The following is a 19,068-nucleotide window of genomic DNA, read 5'->3' as shown; positions in this document are numbered from 1 at the left end:
GTTAATCACCTGCTGCTGGGACGAAGGTGGTCTGGTGGCCGGACGCGTCGCCGTCGCCCTCGATGATCGCGGCCTCGAACCCGTCGACGACCTCGGCGGGCTCGAACGGGTTACCGTTGTACTTCAGCAGGCTCGACAGTCGGTCGCCGTAGCGACCGAGGTTCTTCTGGACGAGCCCGCGGAACTGTCCCGACGCGGTCATCTCGACGACGAGCACCTCGTCGACGCTCTCGATGAACGCCTCGACCTCGTCGGTTGGGAACGGGAGCATATCGGAGACACCGAGCCCCTTCACGGCGTGACCGGCGTCGTTGAGCCGACCGACCGCCTCCTGAACGGTTCCCTGCTGGCTGCCAAACGTGAGGATCCCGTAGTCGGCCTCGTCGGGACCGAAGTACGTCTGCGTGGATTCCGTGTCGAGGTCGGCCCGGATCGCTTCGAGCTTCTCGGTCCGCCGGTCGATCTGTGCGACCCGGTTGTCCGGGTCCTCACAGATGTGACCGGTGGGGTCGTGCTCGTTACCCGTCGCCAGGTAGCGGCCGCCCTTCTGGCCGGGGATCGATCGCGGCGAGACGCCGTCCGCCACGTCGTGTTGGAACCGATGGAACTTCCCGTCGGCCGAGTGCGGCTCCTCCGCCAGCGCGTCCTCGGTGAGCGTCTTCCCGAGACCCGGGTTCGGATCGCGGTCGAAGTGGCTCTTGGGGACGTTCAACAGCTCGCCGCCGAGCTTCTGGTCGTACAGGAGGATCGTCGGGATCTGGTACTCGTACGCCAGTCGGAAGGCGAGCCGCGACTGTTCGTACGCCTCCGCGACGGTACCCGGCGCGAGAACGACACGCTGGGAGTCCCCCTGAGAGGTGTACAGCACGTGCTCGAGGTCCGACTGCTCCGGCTTCGTGGGAAGGCCAGTCGACGGCCCGGCACGCATCGCCTCGACGAGCACGATCGGCGTCTCCGTCATCTCCGCGAGCCCGAGGGGCTCGGACATCAGCGCGAAGCCGCCGCCGGAAGAGCCGGACATCGCCTTGACGCCGGCGTGTGACGCGCCCACGGCGAGCGCTGCCGCGGCGATCTCGTCTTCGACCTGCTCGGAGATCCCGCCCAGCTCGGGCAGGTTCTGACTCATGATGGTGAACACCTCCGTCCACGGTGTCATGGGGTAGCCAGCGATGAACCGGCAGCCCTCGTCGATAGCGCCGTAGGCGATGGCGTCGGATCCGGACATGAGCAGCTGGGTCTCGTCGTGCTCTCCGGTCGGGACCGACACGTCCGGCGCGTCCACGTCGTACTCCTCCGTGACCTGGTCGTACGCGGTGTTGAGGATCTCGAGGTTCGGCTCGAGGATCTTCTCCGGCATCGCGTCGCGCATGAGGTCCTCGACGTGGTCGAGGTCCATGCCGATCAGCGCGCAAGTCGCGCCGACGCCGGCGGTGTTCCGCATGACCTCACGACCCATGTCGCGAGCGAGTCCGCGGAGGTCGAGCGGGTAGACGTGCCAATCGTTCTCCTCGACGCGCTCGTCGAAGTTCGGGATCTCGGCGGTGTCCAAGAGCCCTTCGTCGTACACGATGACACCCCCCTCACGGAGCTCGTCGAGGTTCTCCGAGAGCGGTTTGATCTCCTCGTTCCCGTAGACGGCCCCCTCCTGCGGGTTTCGGGCGAACGAGTCGCCGAGCGCCAACAGGAAGTTGTAGCCGTCGCCGCGGGAACGGACCGGATCCGAGGACGCCCGGATCTCGGTGTAGGTGTGCCCACCGCGGATCCGCGACGGGTAGTGTCGATGTGTGAACACGTTCAGCCCGGATCGCATCAGGGCCTTCGCGAAGTTCTGGCTGGTGGAAGCGATCCCGTCGCCGGACCCCCCCGATATCCGCCAGATGAGTTCGTCGTCAGTCATAGTATGGATCCTGGCCCGGTAGGGCCCAGTAGCTTAGGGTTGTGTCGGTCACCTCTTATGGCTTGCTATGGAATCACAAGGGATGATCATGAAAGACCTACGAGACACGTCGGACTCGTCCGTTCCGCGCCCTTTTAGGGGGTCCTTCCCGGAACGGAGGTATGCTCACGTTCATCGGTCTCGGCCTCTACGACGAGCAGTCCGTCACGGTCGAGGGTCGCGAGGCGTTACGCGCGGCCGACCGCGTCTTCGCGGAGTTCTACACCAGCCGGCTCGTCGGTGCCGACGTCGACGATCTGGAGGCGGCACACGGGATCGACGTCGAGGTGCGGGACCGCGAGGGGGTCGAACGCGATCCCGATGCGATCCTCGCGGCGGCCGAAGCGGGCGACGTGGCGTTCTGTACCGCCGGGGACACGATGATCTCGACCACGCACACGGACCTCCGGATGCGGGCGGAAGACCGCGGGATCGACACCCGGGTGATCCACGGCGTCACCGCCCAGTCGGCGGCGTCGAGTCTCACCGGCCTGCAGAACTACCGATTCGGAAAAGCCGTCACCCTCCCGTTCCCGTACGCACACGGCGGCGACGACGTGCCGGGAAGCGTGATCGAGGCGATCGAGGCGAACCGCGAGCGCGGCCTCCACACCCTCGTCTACCTCGACATCAAGGTCGGCACCGGCCCGACCGGCCCGGACCCGGACCACGAGGAGTACATGACTGCGGCGTACGCCGCCGATCTGCTCGCGGACGGCTGGGCGGACGAGCTCGGCGTCGTGATCGCCCGCGCAGGTTCGCCCGACCCGGTTGTCGCCGCCGACCGCCTCTCCGCGCTCGCCGATCGGACGTTCGGCGACCCTCTCCACATGCTCGTGATCCCCGGCGACCTCCACCACGTCGAGGCCGAGGCGCTCGTGGGACTCGCCGACGCTCCGGAGACGGTCCTCGAGGAGTGAGCGGATCGTAGAGCGTGAGCGACGACGGCCGAGGCGTACCGGTGGGCAAATCGTGCCAAGAACCCTCACGATTGATTACGGAGGGGCCCCTCGACCACCGGTATGACGGACGTACCCGTAGGGCGACTCATGTCGACCGACCTCGTCACTGTCAGCGTCGACGCCACTGCCGCCGAGGCGGCGACCCGGATGTTGGAAACGGACGTGAACTCGGTCCTCGTCGTCGACGAAGCGGGCCGGCTCGAGGGGATCCTCACCGGAACCGACTTCGTCACGCTCGTCCGCGAAAACGACCCGGGAGACCGAACCCCGGTCGGAACGTGTATGACGACCGACGTCGTGACCGCCTCTCGAACGGACTCCGTGGAGGCGCTCACTACGCTCGCGGACGGCCAGTACACCCACGTCCCCGTGACCGACGACGAACGCGTCGTCGTCGGCATGCTCTCGACGACCGATCTCACGAGACATCTGGCCGAAAAGCGCCGACGCAGCGAGGAGTGACGGCGGATCGGACGGAGTCGGCGGGGTGAAAGTCGATCTGCGCTACTTCTCTCTTCCCTGGGTTTGCTCGTCGTAGGTCGCCGCGCCGGCGATCAGGAACCCGGTGATCGCGGTGACGAGCGCGACGCTCCCGATCGCCACCACCGCGATCGAGAAGAGATCGCTCGGAAGCACCTGCGCCGACGTGAGCAGCGACACGGCAGTAACGAACCCGATGAGCCCGAGCAGCCGGCCGAGTCGCCCGGTGTCGAAACCACCCTCGCCGACGTCGGCGACCTCGGGGTCCTCGCTTCCGCCGGTGTCCGTCCCCGCGCCGTTCGTGTCCGTCCCGCCGCGGTCGTGTTCACCCGACATACTTCCTCAGCTCGTTGATAACGCCGTCGTAGTCGTCCTCACGGGCGGCAGCACCGAGCGAGTGGATCGACTGGGACACCCAGAGCCCAGCGGTGAAGTTCAACAGCGCGACGAACGACACGAGACCGACCTGTGAGTCGACGGTCAGGCCGACCGCGATCCCCGCCACGAGGGACAGGACCATGAGCGCGTGTGTGACGAGGGATCGCGTCCCGAAATCGGCCAAGCCGGCAGCTACTCCTGACATGTGTCAGTACATGGTTCGAAGCGGCATATATGCTCCGTAGGGGGCGACCGCACGGGTCGGTTGCGCGATTCGGAAGAGCCAACAGGGCCCTCGACACAGGTGTGGTATGAACTTACACGATCGTACCCGCGTCAGCGAGGTCATGTCGACGCCGCTGGAGACGGTCGCGGCGGACGTCCCGATCCGGGAGGCGGCGCGTCGGATGCACGACGACGACATCAGTGCGCTTGTCGTCACCGCGGGCGGCGGCTGTATCGTCACGCAAAGCGACATCGTCGGTGCCGTCGCCGAGGGGAAGGACACGACCGAGACGCTCGTCCAGGATGTAATGACCGAGGACGTCGAGACGGTGACGCCGGACCTACTGATGGAGGAGGTCGCGGCCATGATGACGATGTACGGCGTCAAACACCTCCCGGTCGTCGACGACGACTACGTCGGCATGATCTCCTCGACGGACGTGGCCGCCCACATCTCGTGAGTAGCCACGGTCGACGGTGAGCACAGCGGATCGCAGACCACGCTGACCACGCGGATAGCAGCGACAGCAACGACAGCAGCGACAGTGACGACAGCACAACGGCAGCGGCACGGCGATACGAACACCTACAACAACAACAGCGGCGCGCCGACGAGGAGGCCGACAGCGATGAGGACGGCGTTCCACACCAACACCGGCCGGACCAGATCGCGACTGATCCCCGCGGCGAACGCGGTCTTCACGAGGATGCTCGCGGCGGTCCCGGCGACGACGCCGGCCACCGCCGTCTCGACCGTTATTTGACCGGTTCCGAGGAGCGAGACGGCGGTCGTCGTCGCGGTACCCGAGGAGACGAGCCCGGCGAGGAACGCCGTCACGAGGAACCCCGTCGAGCCGAACGCCGCCTCGGCCGCGACGGAGATCAGCAACACGACGAGGAACAGCGCGCCGAACGTGAGCGCGTTGCGGAGGCTGAACGGCGAGGTGAGCTCCGCCTCCATCGTCGTCCGCCAGTCGCTGCGCCAGACCGCGATCCCGACGCCTGTGAGTGTGATCGCGCCCAGTGGCGCGCCGACGACGAACGCGGCTTCGGGGACGAACACGGCGACGAGCGCGGCGTTCCGCAGCGCCATCGCCGCGTTGGCGAGCAGGATCGAGCCGACGGCGATCCCGATCAGGTCGGTCTGCCCTTTCGCGCGCTTGGCCATCTCCGCGACGACCGCAGTGGAGTTGACCAACCCGCCGAAGAACCCGGTGACCGCGTAGCCGCGGCCCTGGTACTTCCGGACGAGGACGTAGTTCACGAAGCCGATGGCGCTTATCGCGACGACCAGCGACCAGATGAGCCGCGGCTGGATCGCGTCCCACGGGTCGATCGTCTCGGCGGGCAAAAGCGGGAACACGACGAACGCGAGGATCGTGAACTCGACGGCGCTGCGCACTTCCTCGCGCGAGAGCCCCCACGCGAACTGGTGGAGCTCACGTTTGAGCACCAACAAGAGCGACGAGAGGACCGCGACGGTCACCGCCTCGATGAACAGCTCGACCGCGACGAGCACCCCGACGCCGTACGTGACGAGCATCGAAACCGAGGTGGTGAGCGAGAGCCCGTCGACGTCGGGCTCGACGAAGCTCCGGACGGCGAGCAACACCGCGGTGGCGACGATCAGGATCCCGCCGACGACGAGGAGGCCGGGCGCGTCGGCGATGGCGAACACGGCGGCGACCAGGCTTATCAGCGCGAACGTCCGGATCCCCGCGGATTTCTGGGACCACTCCCGTTCTAACCCGAGGAACATCCCCAGCACTGTCGCCAACACCAGCTTAGCGACGTTCGTCTCCAGGTACACCAGCGGGTCGATCGCGCTCAACACCGCGGCTCACCACCGTCGTCGGCCGAACCGGTCGGCGACCGCGCCGACGACCCGTCCCGCCCGTCCCACGGTCTCGTCACTCGCATGGGTTCGATGTATCGGGGAAATACGCCTATATCTTGCTATATAGGACTATATATAACTAGGTATTCGTCGGCTCCCGAGGCAGGTCGAGCGACTCCGTGAGGTCGTGTTCCTCGCCGGTGAGCACGTACAACACGTCCTCCAAGACGACGACCAGCTCGGGCAGCTGCCGGGCGACGAGATAGGTGATCCCGATCAGCGCGACCACGGCGAGCAGCTGGCTGATGATCCGATCGGATATCAAGAACGAGACCCGGAGCGGATTTGTCGCGCCGAACATCAACAACACGAGGTCCGGCTGCCAGTGCATGTACTGGTTGCCGGCGACGACCGTGATGAACGTCGTCCGCAGGATGTTGAGGACGTAAATAAGCGGGATGGAAACGGCGAGCGCCCGGACCTTGCGGTTCAGCGGGCCGTCGACGGCGGCCACGAGCCCGCCGAAGATCGCCATGCTCCCGAGCCCGGTACACGCCAACACGACGTTGATCCGGATCGTCTCGCCGCTCGCGAGCGTCCAGCGGAAGGCGGCGTCGAACCCCTCGCTGCTCGTGACCCGCTCCGGAGCGTACCCGAGCAGGTCGATCATCGCGCCGGTGTGGGTCGCGACGATCTCGATGAGCACCCGCCGTGGCTCGGGGATCGCCATTCCCGCGACCGTGAACGCCGGGATCGTCTCGAACGGGAGGTAGATGAACAGCATGATCGCGACCGCGCGGGTGAGCGTGAACAGGGAGGCGCGACCGTCGTACAGCAAGTAGCCGACGTACGCGCAGGCGGGGACGCCGACGAGCGCGAGGATCGACTCGACGTAGCTCTGGTGTTCGAACGCGAAGTACGGCACCATCGTCAGCCAGAACAGGCCGAACAGTCCCCACGTGCCGGCCGCGAGGGACCGGCCGAGCGCGAGCCCGCGGGCGTCGAGTACCCACGCGATCCCGAAGAGGATCGCGACGACCCACGCGAAGGTGAACGTGTCGGGGAGGGTGCTCAGGATCGCCGGCACGCCGGAACCGAACATACCGGACGAATCGGCGGCGGTCGAATAAAGCCCTTGTCGTTGTCCGCGTCGCTCCCCGGTGTCGGCGTCACCGGCGGAGTGATCGGATGACTGGGTCGTATCCGAGCCCCGGCCGGCCCGGACCGCCCCGGTCGAACACGCTTATACGGTTCCCGCCCGGAACGCCGGTATGAACGTAGTACCGGACACCAGTGCGGTCGTCGACGGCCGCGTGTCCGAACGCGTCGAGGACGGGACGTACGAGGGCGCGACCGTCGTCGTCCCGGAAGCCGTCGTGGGCGAGCTGGAGTCGCAGGCCAACGACGGGCTCGAGTCGGGATGGGACGGGTTGAGCGAGCTCCAGCGGCTCGCCGAGTTCGCCGACGAAGGCCGGATCGGCCTGCGGTACGTCGGCGAACGACCGACCGGAGACGCCCGCTCGCACGCCGACGAGGGCGACGTCGACGCGCTGATCCGCGACGTCGCCGACGCGGAAGGGGCGACGCTCCTCTCCAGCGACATCGTTCAGGCGGAGGTCGCCCGCGCGAAGGGGATCGACGTGGAGTACGTGGAGCCAGTCGCCCGCGGCGTCGTCGACGAGCTCCCGATCGCGGACTACTTCACCGACGAGACGATGTCGGTCCACCTCAAGTCGGGGACGAAACCGAAGGCGAAACGCGGCAGCCTCGGGGAGATGCGCTACGAGGTCATCGAGGAGGAAACGACCAGCGAGGAGCGGATGGCCGAGCTGGCGAACTCGATCGTGGACCTGGCGCGGCAGTCGAGCGACGGATTCATCGAGCTCTCCGACGACGGCATGGACATCGTCCAGTACCGGAACTACCGGATCGCGGTCGCGCGCCCGCCGTTCGCCGACGGCATCGAGATCACGGCGGTCCGCCCGATCGCGAAGACGACGCTCGACGACTACGAGTTCGCCGACGAGCTGCGCGAGCGGTTCCTCGAACGGAAACGCGGCGTCCTCATTTCCGGGTCGCCCGGGGCCGGCAAGTCGACGTTCGCGCAGGCGGTCGCGGAGTTCCTGAACGACAACGACTACGCGGTGAAGACGATGGAGAAGCCGCGGGACCTCCAAGTCGGTCCGGAGATCACCCAGTACGGCGCGCTGGGCGGGAAGATGGAGAACACCGCCGACTCCTTGCTTTTGGTCCGGCCCGACTACACGATCTACGACGAGGTCCGGAAGACGAAGGATTTCGAGGTGTTCTCCGATATGCGGATGGCCGGCGTCGGGATGGTGGGCGTCGTCCACGCCTCGCGCGCGATCGACGCGCTACAGCGGCTCGTGGGCCGTGTCGAGCTCGGCATGATCCCGCAGATCGTCGACACGGTCGTCTACATCGAGGCCGGCGAGGTCCACACCGTCTACGACGTGACGACGGAGGTGAAAGTCCCTGCGGGGCTCACCGCGGAGGACCTCGCGCGCCCCGTCATCCAGGTCCGGAACTTCGAGACCGGTACGCCGGAGTACGAGATCTACACGTTCAACCGACAGGTCGTCACCGTCCCCCTGAACGACGAGGAGAGCGGAGAGTCGGAGACCGGCGTCGGGCGGATCGCCAAACAGGAGATCGAACGCGAGATCCGCGCGGTGGCACACGGCCACGTCGACGTCGAGCTCACGGGGAACGACGGGGCGATCGTCTACGTCGGCGAAGGCGACATCGGGACCGTGATCGGGAAGGGCGGCGGCCGGATCGCCGACATCGAGAACCGGCTCGGCATCGAGATCGACGTCCGTACCCACGACGAGAAGCCGAGCGACGGCCCGAGCGGAAACGGTTCGGGCGGTCGAGGCGGTGGCGGGTCGACCGGGAGCGGACAGGTCGGCGAGGAGCGCGGCTCCGTCGTACAACCCGAGATCACCTCCCGGCACGTCGTGCTCGCCGTCGACGAGGGCGTCGGCGAGACGGTCGAAGTGCGTGCGAACGGGGAGTACCTCTTCACCGCGACGGTCGGACGCGGCGGCGAGGTGCAGGTGTCGCGCGGCTCCGCCATCGCCGAGGAGCTGGAGGACGCGATCGATCGGAAGCGGACTATTACGGTCGTCCCGGCGCGGTAACGCCGGTTCACACGCCACCCCGACGGCGTTCCTCCGATCGTCGTCCGTCGTTTGATCGGCCCGTCGTCCGTCGTTTCACACGTCCGTGATCGACGATCGTCGAATCCAGTTCCTCCTGAAAGATAACGCTTTTTTGATGGTGGTAGGAAGGTCGTGGTATGTCAGACGAGCTGAAACGCGGGTTGGAAGGGGTCCTCGTCGCGGAGTCGGAGCTCAGTCACGTCGACGGGGAGGTCGGAACGCTCGTGTATCGCGGGTACGACATCGAGGAGCTGGCACGCGACGCGAGCTACGAGGAGGTCCTGTATCTCCTCTGGTACGGGTCGCTGCCGACGCGCGAGGAGCTCGAGTCGTTCGCCACGTCGCTGGCGGACGAGCGCGACGTCGACGAGGACGTGCTCGCGACCGTTCGGACGCTCGCCGACGCGGGCGAGCGCCCGATGGCCGCCCTCCGCACCGCGACCTCGATGCTGTCGGCGTACGACGACGGTGCGGAGGTCGAGGGTCGCGAGGGGACGCTCGAACAGGGCGCGCGGATCACGGCGAAGATCCCGACGGTCCTGGCTGCCTTCGAGCGCGCCCGACAGGGGCAACCGCCGATCGACCCCGACCCCGAGCTATCACACGCCGGTAATTTCCTCTACATGCTCACCGGCGTCGAGCCCGACGAGGTGAGCGAGGAGACGTTCGACGAGGCGCTGACGCTCCACGCCGACCACGGGCTCAACGCCTCGACGTTCACGGCGATGGTGATCGGCTCGACGATGGCGGACGTCTACTCCGGCGTCACCGGCGGGATCGGGGCGCTCTCCGGATCGCTTCACGGCGGCGCGAACCAGGACGTGATGGAGCTGCTGTACGAGATCCACGAGTCCGACAAGGACCCGGTCGAGTGGGTGAAAGACGCCCGGGAGGCGGGGCGACGGGTCCCCGGATTCGGCCACCGGGTCTACAAGGTGAAAGACCCCCGGGCGCGTATCCTCCAAGAGCGGCTCCGGGACCTCGCGGCGGCCTCCGGCGACGACACGTGGCTCCAGTACACCACCGCCATCGAGGAGTACCTCACGGAGGAGGGGCTCGTCGAGAAGGGGATCGCCCCCAACGTCGATTTCTACTCCGGGTCCGTTTACGACAGCATGGGGATCCCGATGGACCTGTACACTCCGATCTTCGCGATGAGTCGCGTCGGCGGCTGGGTCGCACACGTCGCGGAGTACCAAGCGGACAATCGCCTCATCCGCCCGCGAGCGCGCTACACCGGCCCCGATTCCGCCGAGTTCGTCCCGATCGACGAGCGATAGGACCCCCCGACTAGTCTAGACACGCGGCGACGACGCGGAGGGCGGCCTCGCCGCGCACCTCGTTCGCCAACAGCGGGACGCGTTTTACTTCCCGACCGCGGAACAGGTCCGTGGCGCGCCGCAAGGCGGCCTGTTGGACCTCCCATCGACGGGCGCAGAACTCACAGCTCTCGGGGTTCGGTTCGACGATCCACTCGGGGTCGACGTCGGCGACGCCGCTCACGCGCTCCATTACGCGGTTGACCACGAGCGTGTTCACGGGGATAGAAAACTCGTCGAGCCGCGCGACGAGCCGCTCGGACTCGACGACGCTCATCTCCTCGGGGATCATCACGACGCGGAAGTCGGTCCGTTCGGGGTCCTGTAACACGCCGCGTAGCCGCTCGATCCGCGACTGCAGCTCCTCCAGGTCGGCGGTGGGGTCGGCGTCGTCGCCGCCGCCGAACATTCCTTTCAGCCCGTCCATCATTCCAGAGAACCGCTGGCGGAGCTTCAACACGCGCCCGATCATGGAGTCCATGATCTCTGGCAGCTGGAGCAGCCGGAGGGTGTGGCCGGTAGGCGCGGTGTCGACGATCACCCGGTCGAACCGAGGGTCGTCGAGGTACTCTAAGAGCTGTCGCATCGCCGCCGCCTCGTCCGCCCCGGGCATCGTCCCGCCGATGAGCGATCCGGGAGCGTCGTCCATTCCCTCGGCGGCGTCCGCCGCCATTCCCTCCATGCCGCCGCCCATTCCGCCCATCGCGTCTCCCATCCCGCCCATCCCGCCGAGTGGGTCGCCTTCCGCGCCGAACATCCCCTCGTCCATCGCGGCGTCGGGGTCGATCTCGGCCGCGTACAGGGGGATGTCTTCGCGGATCCGCGCCGGCTCCGCGGGGATCTCGACCTCGAAGGTGTCGGACAGGGAGTGGGCGGGGTCCGTCGAGACGACGAGCGTGCGGACGCCGCCGGCCGCCGAGGAGAGCCCCGTGGCCGCCGCCATCGTCGTCTTCCCGACGCCGCCTTTCCCGCCGTACAGCACGTACTCGGGCGCGTCGACTCCGGCTGGGAGTGCGGTTTCGTCGTCGACGGCGAGCGCGTCCCCGTCGCCCGTGCTACGGTCCCCGTCTCCGCCTTCCCCAGTCCCGTCGGTACCGCGTCCGTCCGCGCCCGACCCGTCGTCGCCCGCGTCGGGAGCGGCCGGGTCGTCGACGCGGTCGACCGGCTCGACGTCGATATCGTCCATGCGCGATACTGGTAGCGGCGCGTTTGTGTACCCGTCGGTCCGAGGCGACGGGAGCGGGACGTGGGAAAGGAACGCGAAGCGTCGAACCGGCGAGAACTCGCGGGCAACGACCGCCGACCGATCAGACCGAGCCGTCGAGTCGATCGACGACCGACTGGAGGTCCGCCTCCGTCTCGATCTCGCGTTTCACGGCCTCGCGGCGGCGGACCGCGCCGGAGTCGGCGTCATACGCCCGGACGTACTCCGCCCGGGTGTGCTCGTCGAACGTGTGCCGGATAGCGAAGTAGCCGTCGGGGACGATCGTCCCGCACACCTTACACTCGTGGCGCTGATGATCGCGCGTCTGGTGGAGGATGAGCGACTCGACCCCGTCGAAGACGGCGTCACAGCCCTCGATCCCACACGCCCAGGGAACCATACCGGGACACTGCCCGCCCGGGGGATTAACCGTTTCCCCCGAGGGCGACACCGCGGACGCGGCGACAAGGGTCCGGGTCGGGTGGGACGATCACGCCGGACACCCGACCGGAACCCGACACGCCTATGCCGCGGTACCCGGTACTGCGGCCCGTGAGCCGACCCCGAACGCGCGTCGACGCCCACGTGAAAGTGCTCGACGAGCGCGTCGTGGCCCGCGCGAAGGACCGCGGGATCGACGCGCTCGTCTACGCCCCGCATTTCACCCGGCTGCCGACGATCCGCGAGCGCGCCACCCGTTACAGCGACGACGAACTCACGGTCGTCCCCGCGCGCGAGGTGTTCACCGGCGACTGGGGGAACCGACGGCACCTGCTGGCGCTCGGCCTCTCGGAGCCGGTCCCCGACTACATCACCTTCGAGGGCGCGATGGCGGAGTTCGACCGACAGGACGCCGCGGTGTTGGTTCCCCACCCCGCGTTCGCGAGCATCTCCCTGACCCGGCCGGAGATACGCGCCCACGCGGCCCGGCTCGACGCGGTCGAGACGTACAACACGAAGCTGCTTCCCCACCAGAACGCCCGCGCACAGCGGATCGCGAGCGAGGAGGCGCTACCCGGGTTCGGCTCCTCGTACGCTCACCTCGTCTCGACGGTCGGCGAGGCGTGGACCGCCTTCGACGCCGAGCTGGACGACGCCGACGCGGTCGTCGACGCGTTCCGCGAGGGCCGTCCACGGACGGTCGTCCATCGCGGCGGGCTCGGCCACCGGCTGCAGGGGCTCGTCGAGTTCGCGCATATCGGCTACGAGAACACGTGGGTGAAAGCCGACCGGCTGTTCCTCTCGGGCGACGAGCCGACGCTCCCCTCGAACGTCGCCTACGAGGGGCGGTTCGACGACGTGAGCGTGTATCGCTGAGCCCCTCAGATCCCGAGGCCGGCGGTCGTCGCCGAGAGGTCGGGGTCGAGCCCGACGACGTAGGTGTGGACCGCCCAGAACGCCGCGACCTCTAACGCCGTGATGATCACGGTGACGAGGTCGGCGTACTTGCTGCTCGTCGTCACGCCGAACGGCAGCGAGAACTCCTGTTCGGAGAGCGGGTGGAACAGCGCGATCCCGCGGCGGCTCCCCACCAGGTCGAGCAGGTAGTGCGTGAGCACGCCGATCCACACGAAGTGAAGGTTGTCGAAGACGATCGGGTACGCGAGAAACACCGCGAGCACCGGGAGACTGTGGAGCGTCTTACGGTGTTTCCCGAACGCCGTGTCGACGTCGGGGAACAGCGCACCGAGCACGATCGGAACGGTGATCTGGGCCGTCTTCGTGGCGGTGTCGGCGTTCACTCCGGGTTCGAGCACGAACCCGATCCCGACGGCGAGCAACAGCGCGTTCAACACGTGACCGCGTTTGTTCATGTACGCCCCTGTTGTGGAGATGACTCAAAAGGCACGGATCGCGACGGAGCGGGACGAGAGCGATCACGGTGACGGCCCCCACGGACGGACCGCTTGCGACGACCCGTCCCGAAAGAGCCACGGCGGCCGCCCCCGAGGCGTCGGTATGGAGTACGAGGAGCCGAAGTTCTTTCACGTGATGAAGTACGCCGAGGCCGCCGACGGCGACGTGGTCGACATGGTGAGCGGTAACCCTGACTGGGAGCCGCCGGCGGCGCTCCGGGAGGCGCTCTCGGAGTACGCGACGCTTCCATCCACGGAGTTCCAGTACCCGCCGAGTGAAGGGCTTCGAGAGCTTCGGGAGTCGATCGCGGCCCGCCGGAACGTCGACGTCGACCGCGTCGTCGTCACCAACGGCACGGGGGAGGCGAACTACCTCGCGATGGCCCGAGCCTTCGAGCGTGACGCCGGGAGCGAGGCACTGCTTATGGACCCCGTCTACCCGTACTACCCCGGGAAGACGGAGCTGCTCGGCGGGGAGCCGACACTGGTTTCGACGGAACGGGACGGGAGCCTCGACGTCGACGCGGTTCGTGAGGCCGCGAGCGAGGAGACGGCGCTGATCGTGTTGAACACGCCGAACAACCCGACCGGGGCGGTGTACGACATCGGGTCGGTTCGCGAAGTCGTCGAGGTCGCCGAGGCGGTCGACGCGCTCGTCGTCGTCGACGAGGTGTACGACCACTTCGATTTCACGGGGACGTTCGAATCCGCGCTGACGCTCGACTCCGACCGCGTGATCGTCACGAGCGGGTTCTCGAAGTCGATGGCGATCACCGGGTTTCGGGTGGGGTACGCGGTCCTCCCGAATGCACACGCCTTCCCGGCGAAGGCGCGGCACATGCTCGTGAACGTCGCCGGCTCGCGTCCCGCCCAGTACGCGGTCGCCGACGCGCTCGACGCCACCGACGCCGACTACTACGCGGAGGCGCGGGAGCAGCTCGCCGAGCGGATCGACGCGTTCACCGCCGGGCTCGACGAGGCCGGCGCGGCGTACACCCGTCCGGACGGGGCGTTTTACGTCCTCGCGCGCTTCGACGGCTTCCCCGGAACGATGGCGAACGTCAAGCGGCTGATCGACGAGGTCGGCGTCGCGGCGATGCCCGGCGAAACGTTCGGCACGGCCCGCGAGGAGTGGATCCGGTTCGCCCTCGTGACTCCGCGGGCCGTCGAGGCCGCCGAGCGGCTCGCCGAGTACTTCGAGTAGGCACGGGAGACGGGTAGTCGATGGGGTAGCCCGGAGTACCGCGGGACGGAAGGGTCGGCCCGTCAACCGCTTACCGCCGCTCGACGGGCACCCACTCCGAGAGGGCCGTCCGATAGCTGGCGACGAGCTCCGTAACGACGAGTCGGTCTCGGGGGTCGACGCCGAGCACGCGAAGCGTCAAGAGGTACCCGCCGATCCCGACGGGCGTCCCTACTACGACGCCGAGAAGGCCATCGACCGACTCGCGGACCGCCAGCATACAGCCGACCATAACGACCCCGGCCGCGATCGGCGTCAGGAACGTCCGATCGAACGGCCACAACCCCTCGAACCGTCGGAGCAGGAGGACCTGGAGACCGTTCTGGACGGCGATCGCCAGCGACGTGCCGAGCGCCGCGCCGACGAGCCCGTACCGAACCACGAACGCGTACGTTAACACGACGTTGAGGACGGCGAGCAGCCAGTCGAGGATCATCCGGGCGTACTGGTGGTCGGTCATCATCAGGAGCCACCCGGTCGCCCCGACCGCGCTGCCGACGAAGACGCCGCCGAGGTAGACGACGAGGGGGACGTACCCCGCCGTGTACGTCGGACCGAAGACGGCGAGCAGCTCGGCACCGTAGACGCCGAGCACCGCGAGCAGTGGGAGTACGGTCGTGACGATCAGCCGCGTGACCGAGCCGTACACCCCGTTGAGTGTCTCCATCCGGTTGGCCGCGTACAGGTCGGAAGCGACCGGCGGCAGCAGCTGGTTGAACGAGAGGAGCGGGATCCACGCGAGCGAGATCAACACGAGGACGACGTTGTACACCCCGGCAGCGACGGAGGTGAGCAGGGCCCCGACCAACAGCACGTCGACACGGTTCTGAAACACCTTGCCGAAACTGCTCATCGCGACGGGGGCCGCGTGGTTGTAGAACCGGTAGCACTCCCGTCGTGCGCCACGTAACGTGGGGGCGATCCCCGTCGCACGCACGGAGACGGGAACCCCGACTACGACGAGCAGCAGGGTCGCAGCCACGATAGCGCCCGCGACTCCGACGATCGAATAGCCGAGCGCGAGCGCGAGACTCGCACCGACGAGCCGAACGCCGGGTCGGAGCAGCTTGTTGAACGCGACCTCGCCGCGGGCGGAGCCGATCGCACGGAACACGGCGGCGGCAACACTGACGAGCCCCAACAGTCCGATAAGCGGTCCGAAGAGCCTGAGCGTCGGGGTGAACGACGGGTCGGAGACGGTCCACTCGTTGATCGAGGGCGCGAGAACCCATATCCCGACGGCGAACAGGACGCCCATCGCGATCGTCGTCGCGTACGCCAGGCCGGTGACGCGCGACTGCTGGCCGGGGTCGTCGCTCGCAGCCGGGACGTATCGCTGCAGCGCCGGAACGCTCCCGAACGTGACGAGCCGGACGAGGACCTGGGTGATGCGCCACGCGTACGCGTAGACACCGTACGTGACCGGGCCGAGCCCACGAGTGAGAACGAACTCGGTCGCGGTCGTGAGCGCGCGCTGTGCGGACACCGCACCCGACGTGACGACCGCGCCGTGAGCGATCGTCACGAGCGCGTCGTGCTCGTCGAGCGCGATTCCGGAGGGATCGTCGATGTCGTCGCGTCCGTCGGAGTCATCGCATGCGTTCGAGTCGGCCACCACTATCGATCCGTTCGACCCCAGCCGGTTCCAGCCGTTAAGGAGATCGGTTGCGGCCCGGGCCGCCGCGTCTTACCCGAAGTTCTCGACTTTCGCGGCGTCGGCGTCGCCGCCGGCGGCCTCGATGGCGTCCGTCGCGTCGGCGACGAACTCGCCGAACCCGTACACGAACACGCCCTCGTCGTCCGACCCGGTCAGTGCGTCCGCGACGGGGTCGGTCAGGTCGGCCGCGCCGTCGAGAACGGCGACGGTCGCCCCGCGTTCACGGAGCGCGTCGAGGCGGGCCTCGTGTGCCGGATCGTCGTCGCGGTAGACGACCGCTGCCTCGCCGCCCTCGTCGAGCGCGCGCTCGGCGATAGCGACCGCCGGGCCGACGCCCGGCCCGCCAGCGAGCACGACGACACGGCCCTCGCCGTCGTAGTGCTGGTCGCCGAACGGCCCCGCAAGCGTCATCTCGACGCCGGGTTCGACGGCCGCGAGGAACGCGGAGAACTCGCCGCCCTCTTCGGGGTCGATACCGACCGTGACCTCGAACGTCTCGCCGACGGTCGGCGAGGAGAGGGTGTAGAATCTGGCGACGTGTTCACCGTCGATCTCGGTGCCGAGCTTGACGAACTGCCCGGGTTCGGCCGTGAGCCCCTCGGGCGTCTCGAACCGGATCGCGTACGTGTCCGGTCCGACCTCGTCGACCGCAGTAACCGCGACTGTCGCGTCCATACCGCCGATCCGGCCTTCGGACACAAACGTGTTCCCGTCCCGGCGGGGCGGGCAGGCGGCCGGACGGCGACCGATTCCGCTGAGCGGAGGGCGGGCCTGCCGAGCAACGCGCCGTTCCGCCGATCGGAGCGCTGATCCACGGGGATATCGACGAACGTCGAAAACAGCTGCGACGCGTGGCTTCGATCGTGCGGAGATCGGTGTACGTTTGCCCAATTTAAAACGGTTATTTTGGGTATACACCGCCTATAATCCGTCAATATTCGCGAGTAGTTGTATACTCGTCCAAAAATACGGCGGTGGCTCCTTCCAGAAGCCTTTTGATTAGTCCCGAAAAACCATCGACATAGTATGGTTGCGGACTTCAACTGGGCCGTCGGCGGAGAGGCCGGCGACGGCATCGACTCGACGGGCAAGATCTTCGCGCAGGCCCTCTCACGCTCGGGTCGACACGTGTTCACGTCGAAGGACTTCGCCTCCCGGATCCGCGGTGGGTACACCGCGTACAAGGTGCGGACCTCCGTCGACAAGGTACAGAGCGTCGTGGACAGACTCGACGTGCTCATCGCGTTGACCCCCCGGACGATCGAGGAGAACCTCGACGAGCTCCACGACGGGTCCGTGATCATCTACGACGGCGAGCGCACGACGATGCAGAACGTCGAGATCCCCGGCGAGATGGTCGGTATCGACGTGCCGCTCAAGCGGTTGGCCGAGGAGGCCGGCGGGGCGATCATGCGGAACGTCGTCGCGCTCGGCGCCGCGTGTGAGGTCGCCGAGTTCCCCATCGAGAACCTCGACTCCGCGCTGGAGAAGCGGTTCGGCGACAAGGGACAGAAGCTCGTCGACAACAACAAGGAGGCGGCCCGCGCGGGCCAGTCGTACGTCGCCGAGGAGTACGACCACGAGTTCGACTACGACCTCGAAACGACCGACAACGACTACGTCCTCCTCAACGGCGACGAGGCGATCGGGATGGGGGCCATCGCGGCCGGCTGTCGGTTCTACGCCGGCTACCCGATCACGCCCGCGACGGACGTGATGACGTATCTGACAGGCCGTATCGAACAGTACGGCGGCCACGTCGTTCAGGCGGAAGACGAGCTCTCCGCGATCAACATGGCGCTCGGAGCGGCCCGGGGCGGCGCACGCGCGATGACGGCCACCTCCGGTCCGGGGATCGACCTGATGACCGAGACGTTCGGGCTGATCGCCACCTCGGAGACGCCGCTCGTCATCTGTAACGTGATGCGTTCCGGCCCGTCGACCGGGATGCCGACGAAACAGGAGCAGGGCGACCTGAACCACATGCTGTACGGCGGGCACGGCGAGATCCCGCGGTTCGTCCTCGCACCGACGACGGTCGCGGAGTGTTTCTGGAAAACCGTCGAGGCGTTCAATCTCGCCGAGAAGTACCAGATCCCGGTGTATCTCACTGCCGACCTCTCGATGGCGGTCACCGAAGAGACGTTCACGCCGGAGACGTTCGACATGGACGAGGTGGAGATCGATCGAGGGTTCGTCGTCGACGAGGCCGAGGTCGACGATCACCTGAGCGAGTCGGGCGGCTTCCAACCGCACGAGCTCACCGAGGACGGCATCTCGCCGCGAGCGTTCCCCGGAACCGCCGACGGCGCACACATGTCCACGGGCCTTGAGCACGACGAGCAGGGCCGGCGAACCGAGGACACGGAGATGCGCGTCGAGCAGGTCGACAAGCGGAACCGGAAGGTCGAGACGGCCGAGGCCCGTGAAGACTGGAGTCCGCGCGAGTTCGGTGACGCCGATGCGGAGAACCTCGTGATCACGTGGGGCTCGAACGAGGGCGCGCTCGTCGAGGCGCTCGACCTCCTCAAGGACGACGGGATCGACGTACGGGTGTTGTCGGTGCCGTACGTGTTCCCGCGACCCGACCTCAGCGACGCCGTGGACACGGCGGAGAACGTGGTCGTCGTGGAGTGTAACGAGACCGGGCAGTTCGCGGACATCGTCGAACACGACGTCCTCGAACGCGTCGACCGGGTGAACAAGTACACCGGCGTGCGGTTCAAGGCGGACGAGCTCGCAGACGAGATCGAGGCGACCCTCGCGGCGGGGGTGGAGGCGTAACC

At 67.5% G+C, this 19,068-nt stretch carries 16 protein-coding genes and 1 pseudogene; 8 read left to right on the top strand and 9 right to left on the bottom strand.

What is annotated here, in order from left to right:
* Window position 1 precedes the first annotated feature (1 nt).
* Window positions 2–1,897 (bottom strand): 2-oxoacid:acceptor oxidoreductase subunit alpha, encoded by a 1,896-nt coding sequence (locus tag ACZ5TV_RS10115; protein WP_379778221.1) that lies wholly within the window; start codon window positions 1,895–1,897, stop codon window positions 2–4.
* A 161-nt stretch (window positions 1,898–2,058) separates the two neighbouring features.
* Between ACZ5TV_RS10115 and dph5 the strand changes: the two genes are divergently transcribed.
* Window positions 2,059–2,856, top strand: coding sequence for a diphthine synthase (dph5, locus tag ACZ5TV_RS10110; protein ID WP_379778219.1), 798 nt, complete (start codon window positions 2,059–2,061; stop codon window positions 2,854–2,856).
* Window positions 2,857–2,958: 102 nt separating this feature from the next.
* Entirely contained in the window at window positions 2,959–3,360 is a 402-nt protein-coding gene (locus ACZ5TV_RS10105) for a CBS domain-containing protein (protein WP_379778217.1), read from the top strand.
* A 42-nt stretch (window positions 3,361–3,402) separates the two neighbouring features.
* Here the strand turns inward: ACZ5TV_RS10105 and ACZ5TV_RS10100 are convergent.
* Window positions 3,403–3,961: pseudogene (locus ACZ5TV_RS10100) on the bottom strand (hypothetical protein).
* 106 nt (window positions 3,962–4,067) lie between these two features.
* On the opposite strand from ACZ5TV_RS10100, the gene ACZ5TV_RS10095 reads away from it, so the two are divergent.
* Window positions 4,068–4,442 carry a CBS domain-containing protein gene (locus ACZ5TV_RS10095; RefSeq protein ID WP_379778215.1) on the top strand — a complete coding sequence of 125 codons (375 nt, stop codon included), beginning with the start codon at window positions 4,068–4,070 and terminating at the stop codon, window positions 4,440–4,442.
* 125 nt (window positions 4,443–4,567) lie between these two features.
* On the opposite strand, the gene ACZ5TV_RS10090 is transcribed toward ACZ5TV_RS10095, so the two are convergent.
* Both ACZ5TV_RS10090 and artA read right to left on the bottom strand, forming a co-directional pair.
* Window positions 4,568–5,815 carry an MgtC/SapB family protein gene (locus ACZ5TV_RS10090; RefSeq protein WP_379778213.1) on the bottom strand — a complete coding sequence of 416 codons (1,248 nt, stop codon included), beginning with the start codon at window positions 5,813–5,815 and terminating at the stop codon, window positions 4,568–4,570.
* Window positions 5,816–5,957: 142 nt separating this feature from the next.
* Complete coding sequence (artA, locus tag ACZ5TV_RS10085; RefSeq protein WP_379778211.1) at window positions 5,958–6,920, bottom strand: archaeosortase A; 963 nt, start codon at window positions 6,918–6,920, stop codon at window positions 5,958–5,960.
* Between the two features lie 169 nt (window positions 6,921–7,089).
* Between artA and ACZ5TV_RS10080 the strand changes: the two genes are divergently transcribed.
* Both ACZ5TV_RS10080 and citZ read left to right on the top strand, forming a co-directional pair.
* A complete protein-coding gene (locus ACZ5TV_RS10080) occupies window positions 7,090–8,982 on the top strand; it encodes a PINc/VapC family ATPase (RefSeq protein ID WP_379778209.1) in 1,893 nt (630 codons plus the stop codon).
* Between the two features lie 158 nt (window positions 8,983–9,140).
* The gene (citZ, locus tag ACZ5TV_RS10075; RefSeq protein ID WP_379778207.1) at window positions 9,141–10,283 is read left to right on the top strand and encodes a citrate synthase; all 1,143 of its coding nucleotides are present in this window, start codon (window positions 9,141–9,143) and stop codon (window positions 10,281–10,283) included.
* A gap of 10 nt (window positions 10,284–10,293) precedes the next feature.
* Here citZ and ACZ5TV_RS10070 read toward each other — a convergent pair whose 3' ends face one another.
* Window positions 10,294–11,508: an ArsA family ATPase gene (locus ACZ5TV_RS10070; protein ID WP_464383797.1), complete on the bottom strand. Its 1,215-nt coding sequence runs from the start codon at window positions 11,506–11,508 to the stop codon at window positions 10,294–10,296.
* Between the two features lie 121 nt (window positions 11,509–11,629).
* Window positions 11,630–11,926, bottom strand: coding sequence for a DUF7565 family protein (locus tag ACZ5TV_RS10065; protein ID WP_379782136.1), 297 nt, complete (start codon window positions 11,924–11,926; stop codon window positions 11,630–11,632).
* A 125-nt stretch (window positions 11,927–12,051) separates the two neighbouring features.
* On the opposite strand from ACZ5TV_RS10065, the gene ACZ5TV_RS10060 reads away from it, so the two are divergent.
* A complete protein-coding gene (locus ACZ5TV_RS10060) occupies window positions 12,052–12,843 on the top strand; it encodes a PHP-associated domain-containing protein (protein WP_379782134.1) in 792 nt (263 codons plus the stop codon).
* Between the two features lie 5 nt (window positions 12,844–12,848).
* Here the strand turns inward: ACZ5TV_RS10060 and ACZ5TV_RS10055 are convergent, their stop codons facing one another.
* The gene (locus ACZ5TV_RS10055; RefSeq protein ID WP_379782132.1) at window positions 12,849–13,340 is read right to left on the bottom strand and encodes a metal-dependent hydrolase; all 492 of its coding nucleotides are present in this window, start codon (window positions 13,338–13,340) and stop codon (window positions 12,849–12,851) included.
* 145 nt (window positions 13,341–13,485) lie between these two features.
* Here ACZ5TV_RS10055 and ACZ5TV_RS10050 point away from each other — a divergent pair, with 145 nt between their 5' ends.
* On the top strand, window positions 13,486–14,586 hold the full coding sequence (locus ACZ5TV_RS10050; RefSeq protein WP_379782138.1) for a pyridoxal phosphate-dependent aminotransferase: 1,101 nt from the start codon (window positions 13,486–13,488) through the stop codon (window positions 14,584–14,586).
* 70 nt (window positions 14,587–14,656) lie between these two features.
* On the opposite strand, the gene ACZ5TV_RS10045 is transcribed toward ACZ5TV_RS10050, so the two are convergent.
* Both ACZ5TV_RS10045 and ACZ5TV_RS10040 read right to left on the bottom strand, forming a co-directional pair.
* Window positions 14,657–16,243 (bottom strand): lipopolysaccharide biosynthesis protein, encoded by a 1,587-nt coding sequence (locus ACZ5TV_RS10045; protein ID WP_379782130.1) that lies wholly within the window; start codon window positions 16,241–16,243, stop codon window positions 14,657–14,659.
* 69 nt (window positions 16,244–16,312) lie between these two features.
* Window positions 16,313–16,957 (bottom strand): FAD-dependent oxidoreductase, encoded by a 645-nt coding sequence (locus tag ACZ5TV_RS10040; protein ID WP_464383796.1) that lies wholly within the window; start codon window positions 16,955–16,957, stop codon window positions 16,313–16,315.
* Window positions 16,958–17,308: 351 nt separating this feature from the next.
* On the opposite strand from ACZ5TV_RS10040, the gene ACZ5TV_RS10035 reads away from it, so the two are divergent.
* Window positions 17,309–19,066 carry a 2-oxoacid:acceptor oxidoreductase subunit alpha gene (locus tag ACZ5TV_RS10035; RefSeq protein WP_379781287.1) on the top strand — a complete coding sequence of 586 codons (1,758 nt, stop codon included), beginning with the start codon at window positions 17,309–17,311 and terminating at the stop codon, window positions 19,064–19,066.
* The last annotated feature ends 2 nt before the right edge of the window (window positions 19,067–19,068 follow it).

This window comes from Halorubrum tibetense (assembly GCF_055396225.1).
This window is presented reverse-complemented; position numbering and strand designations above follow the sequence as displayed.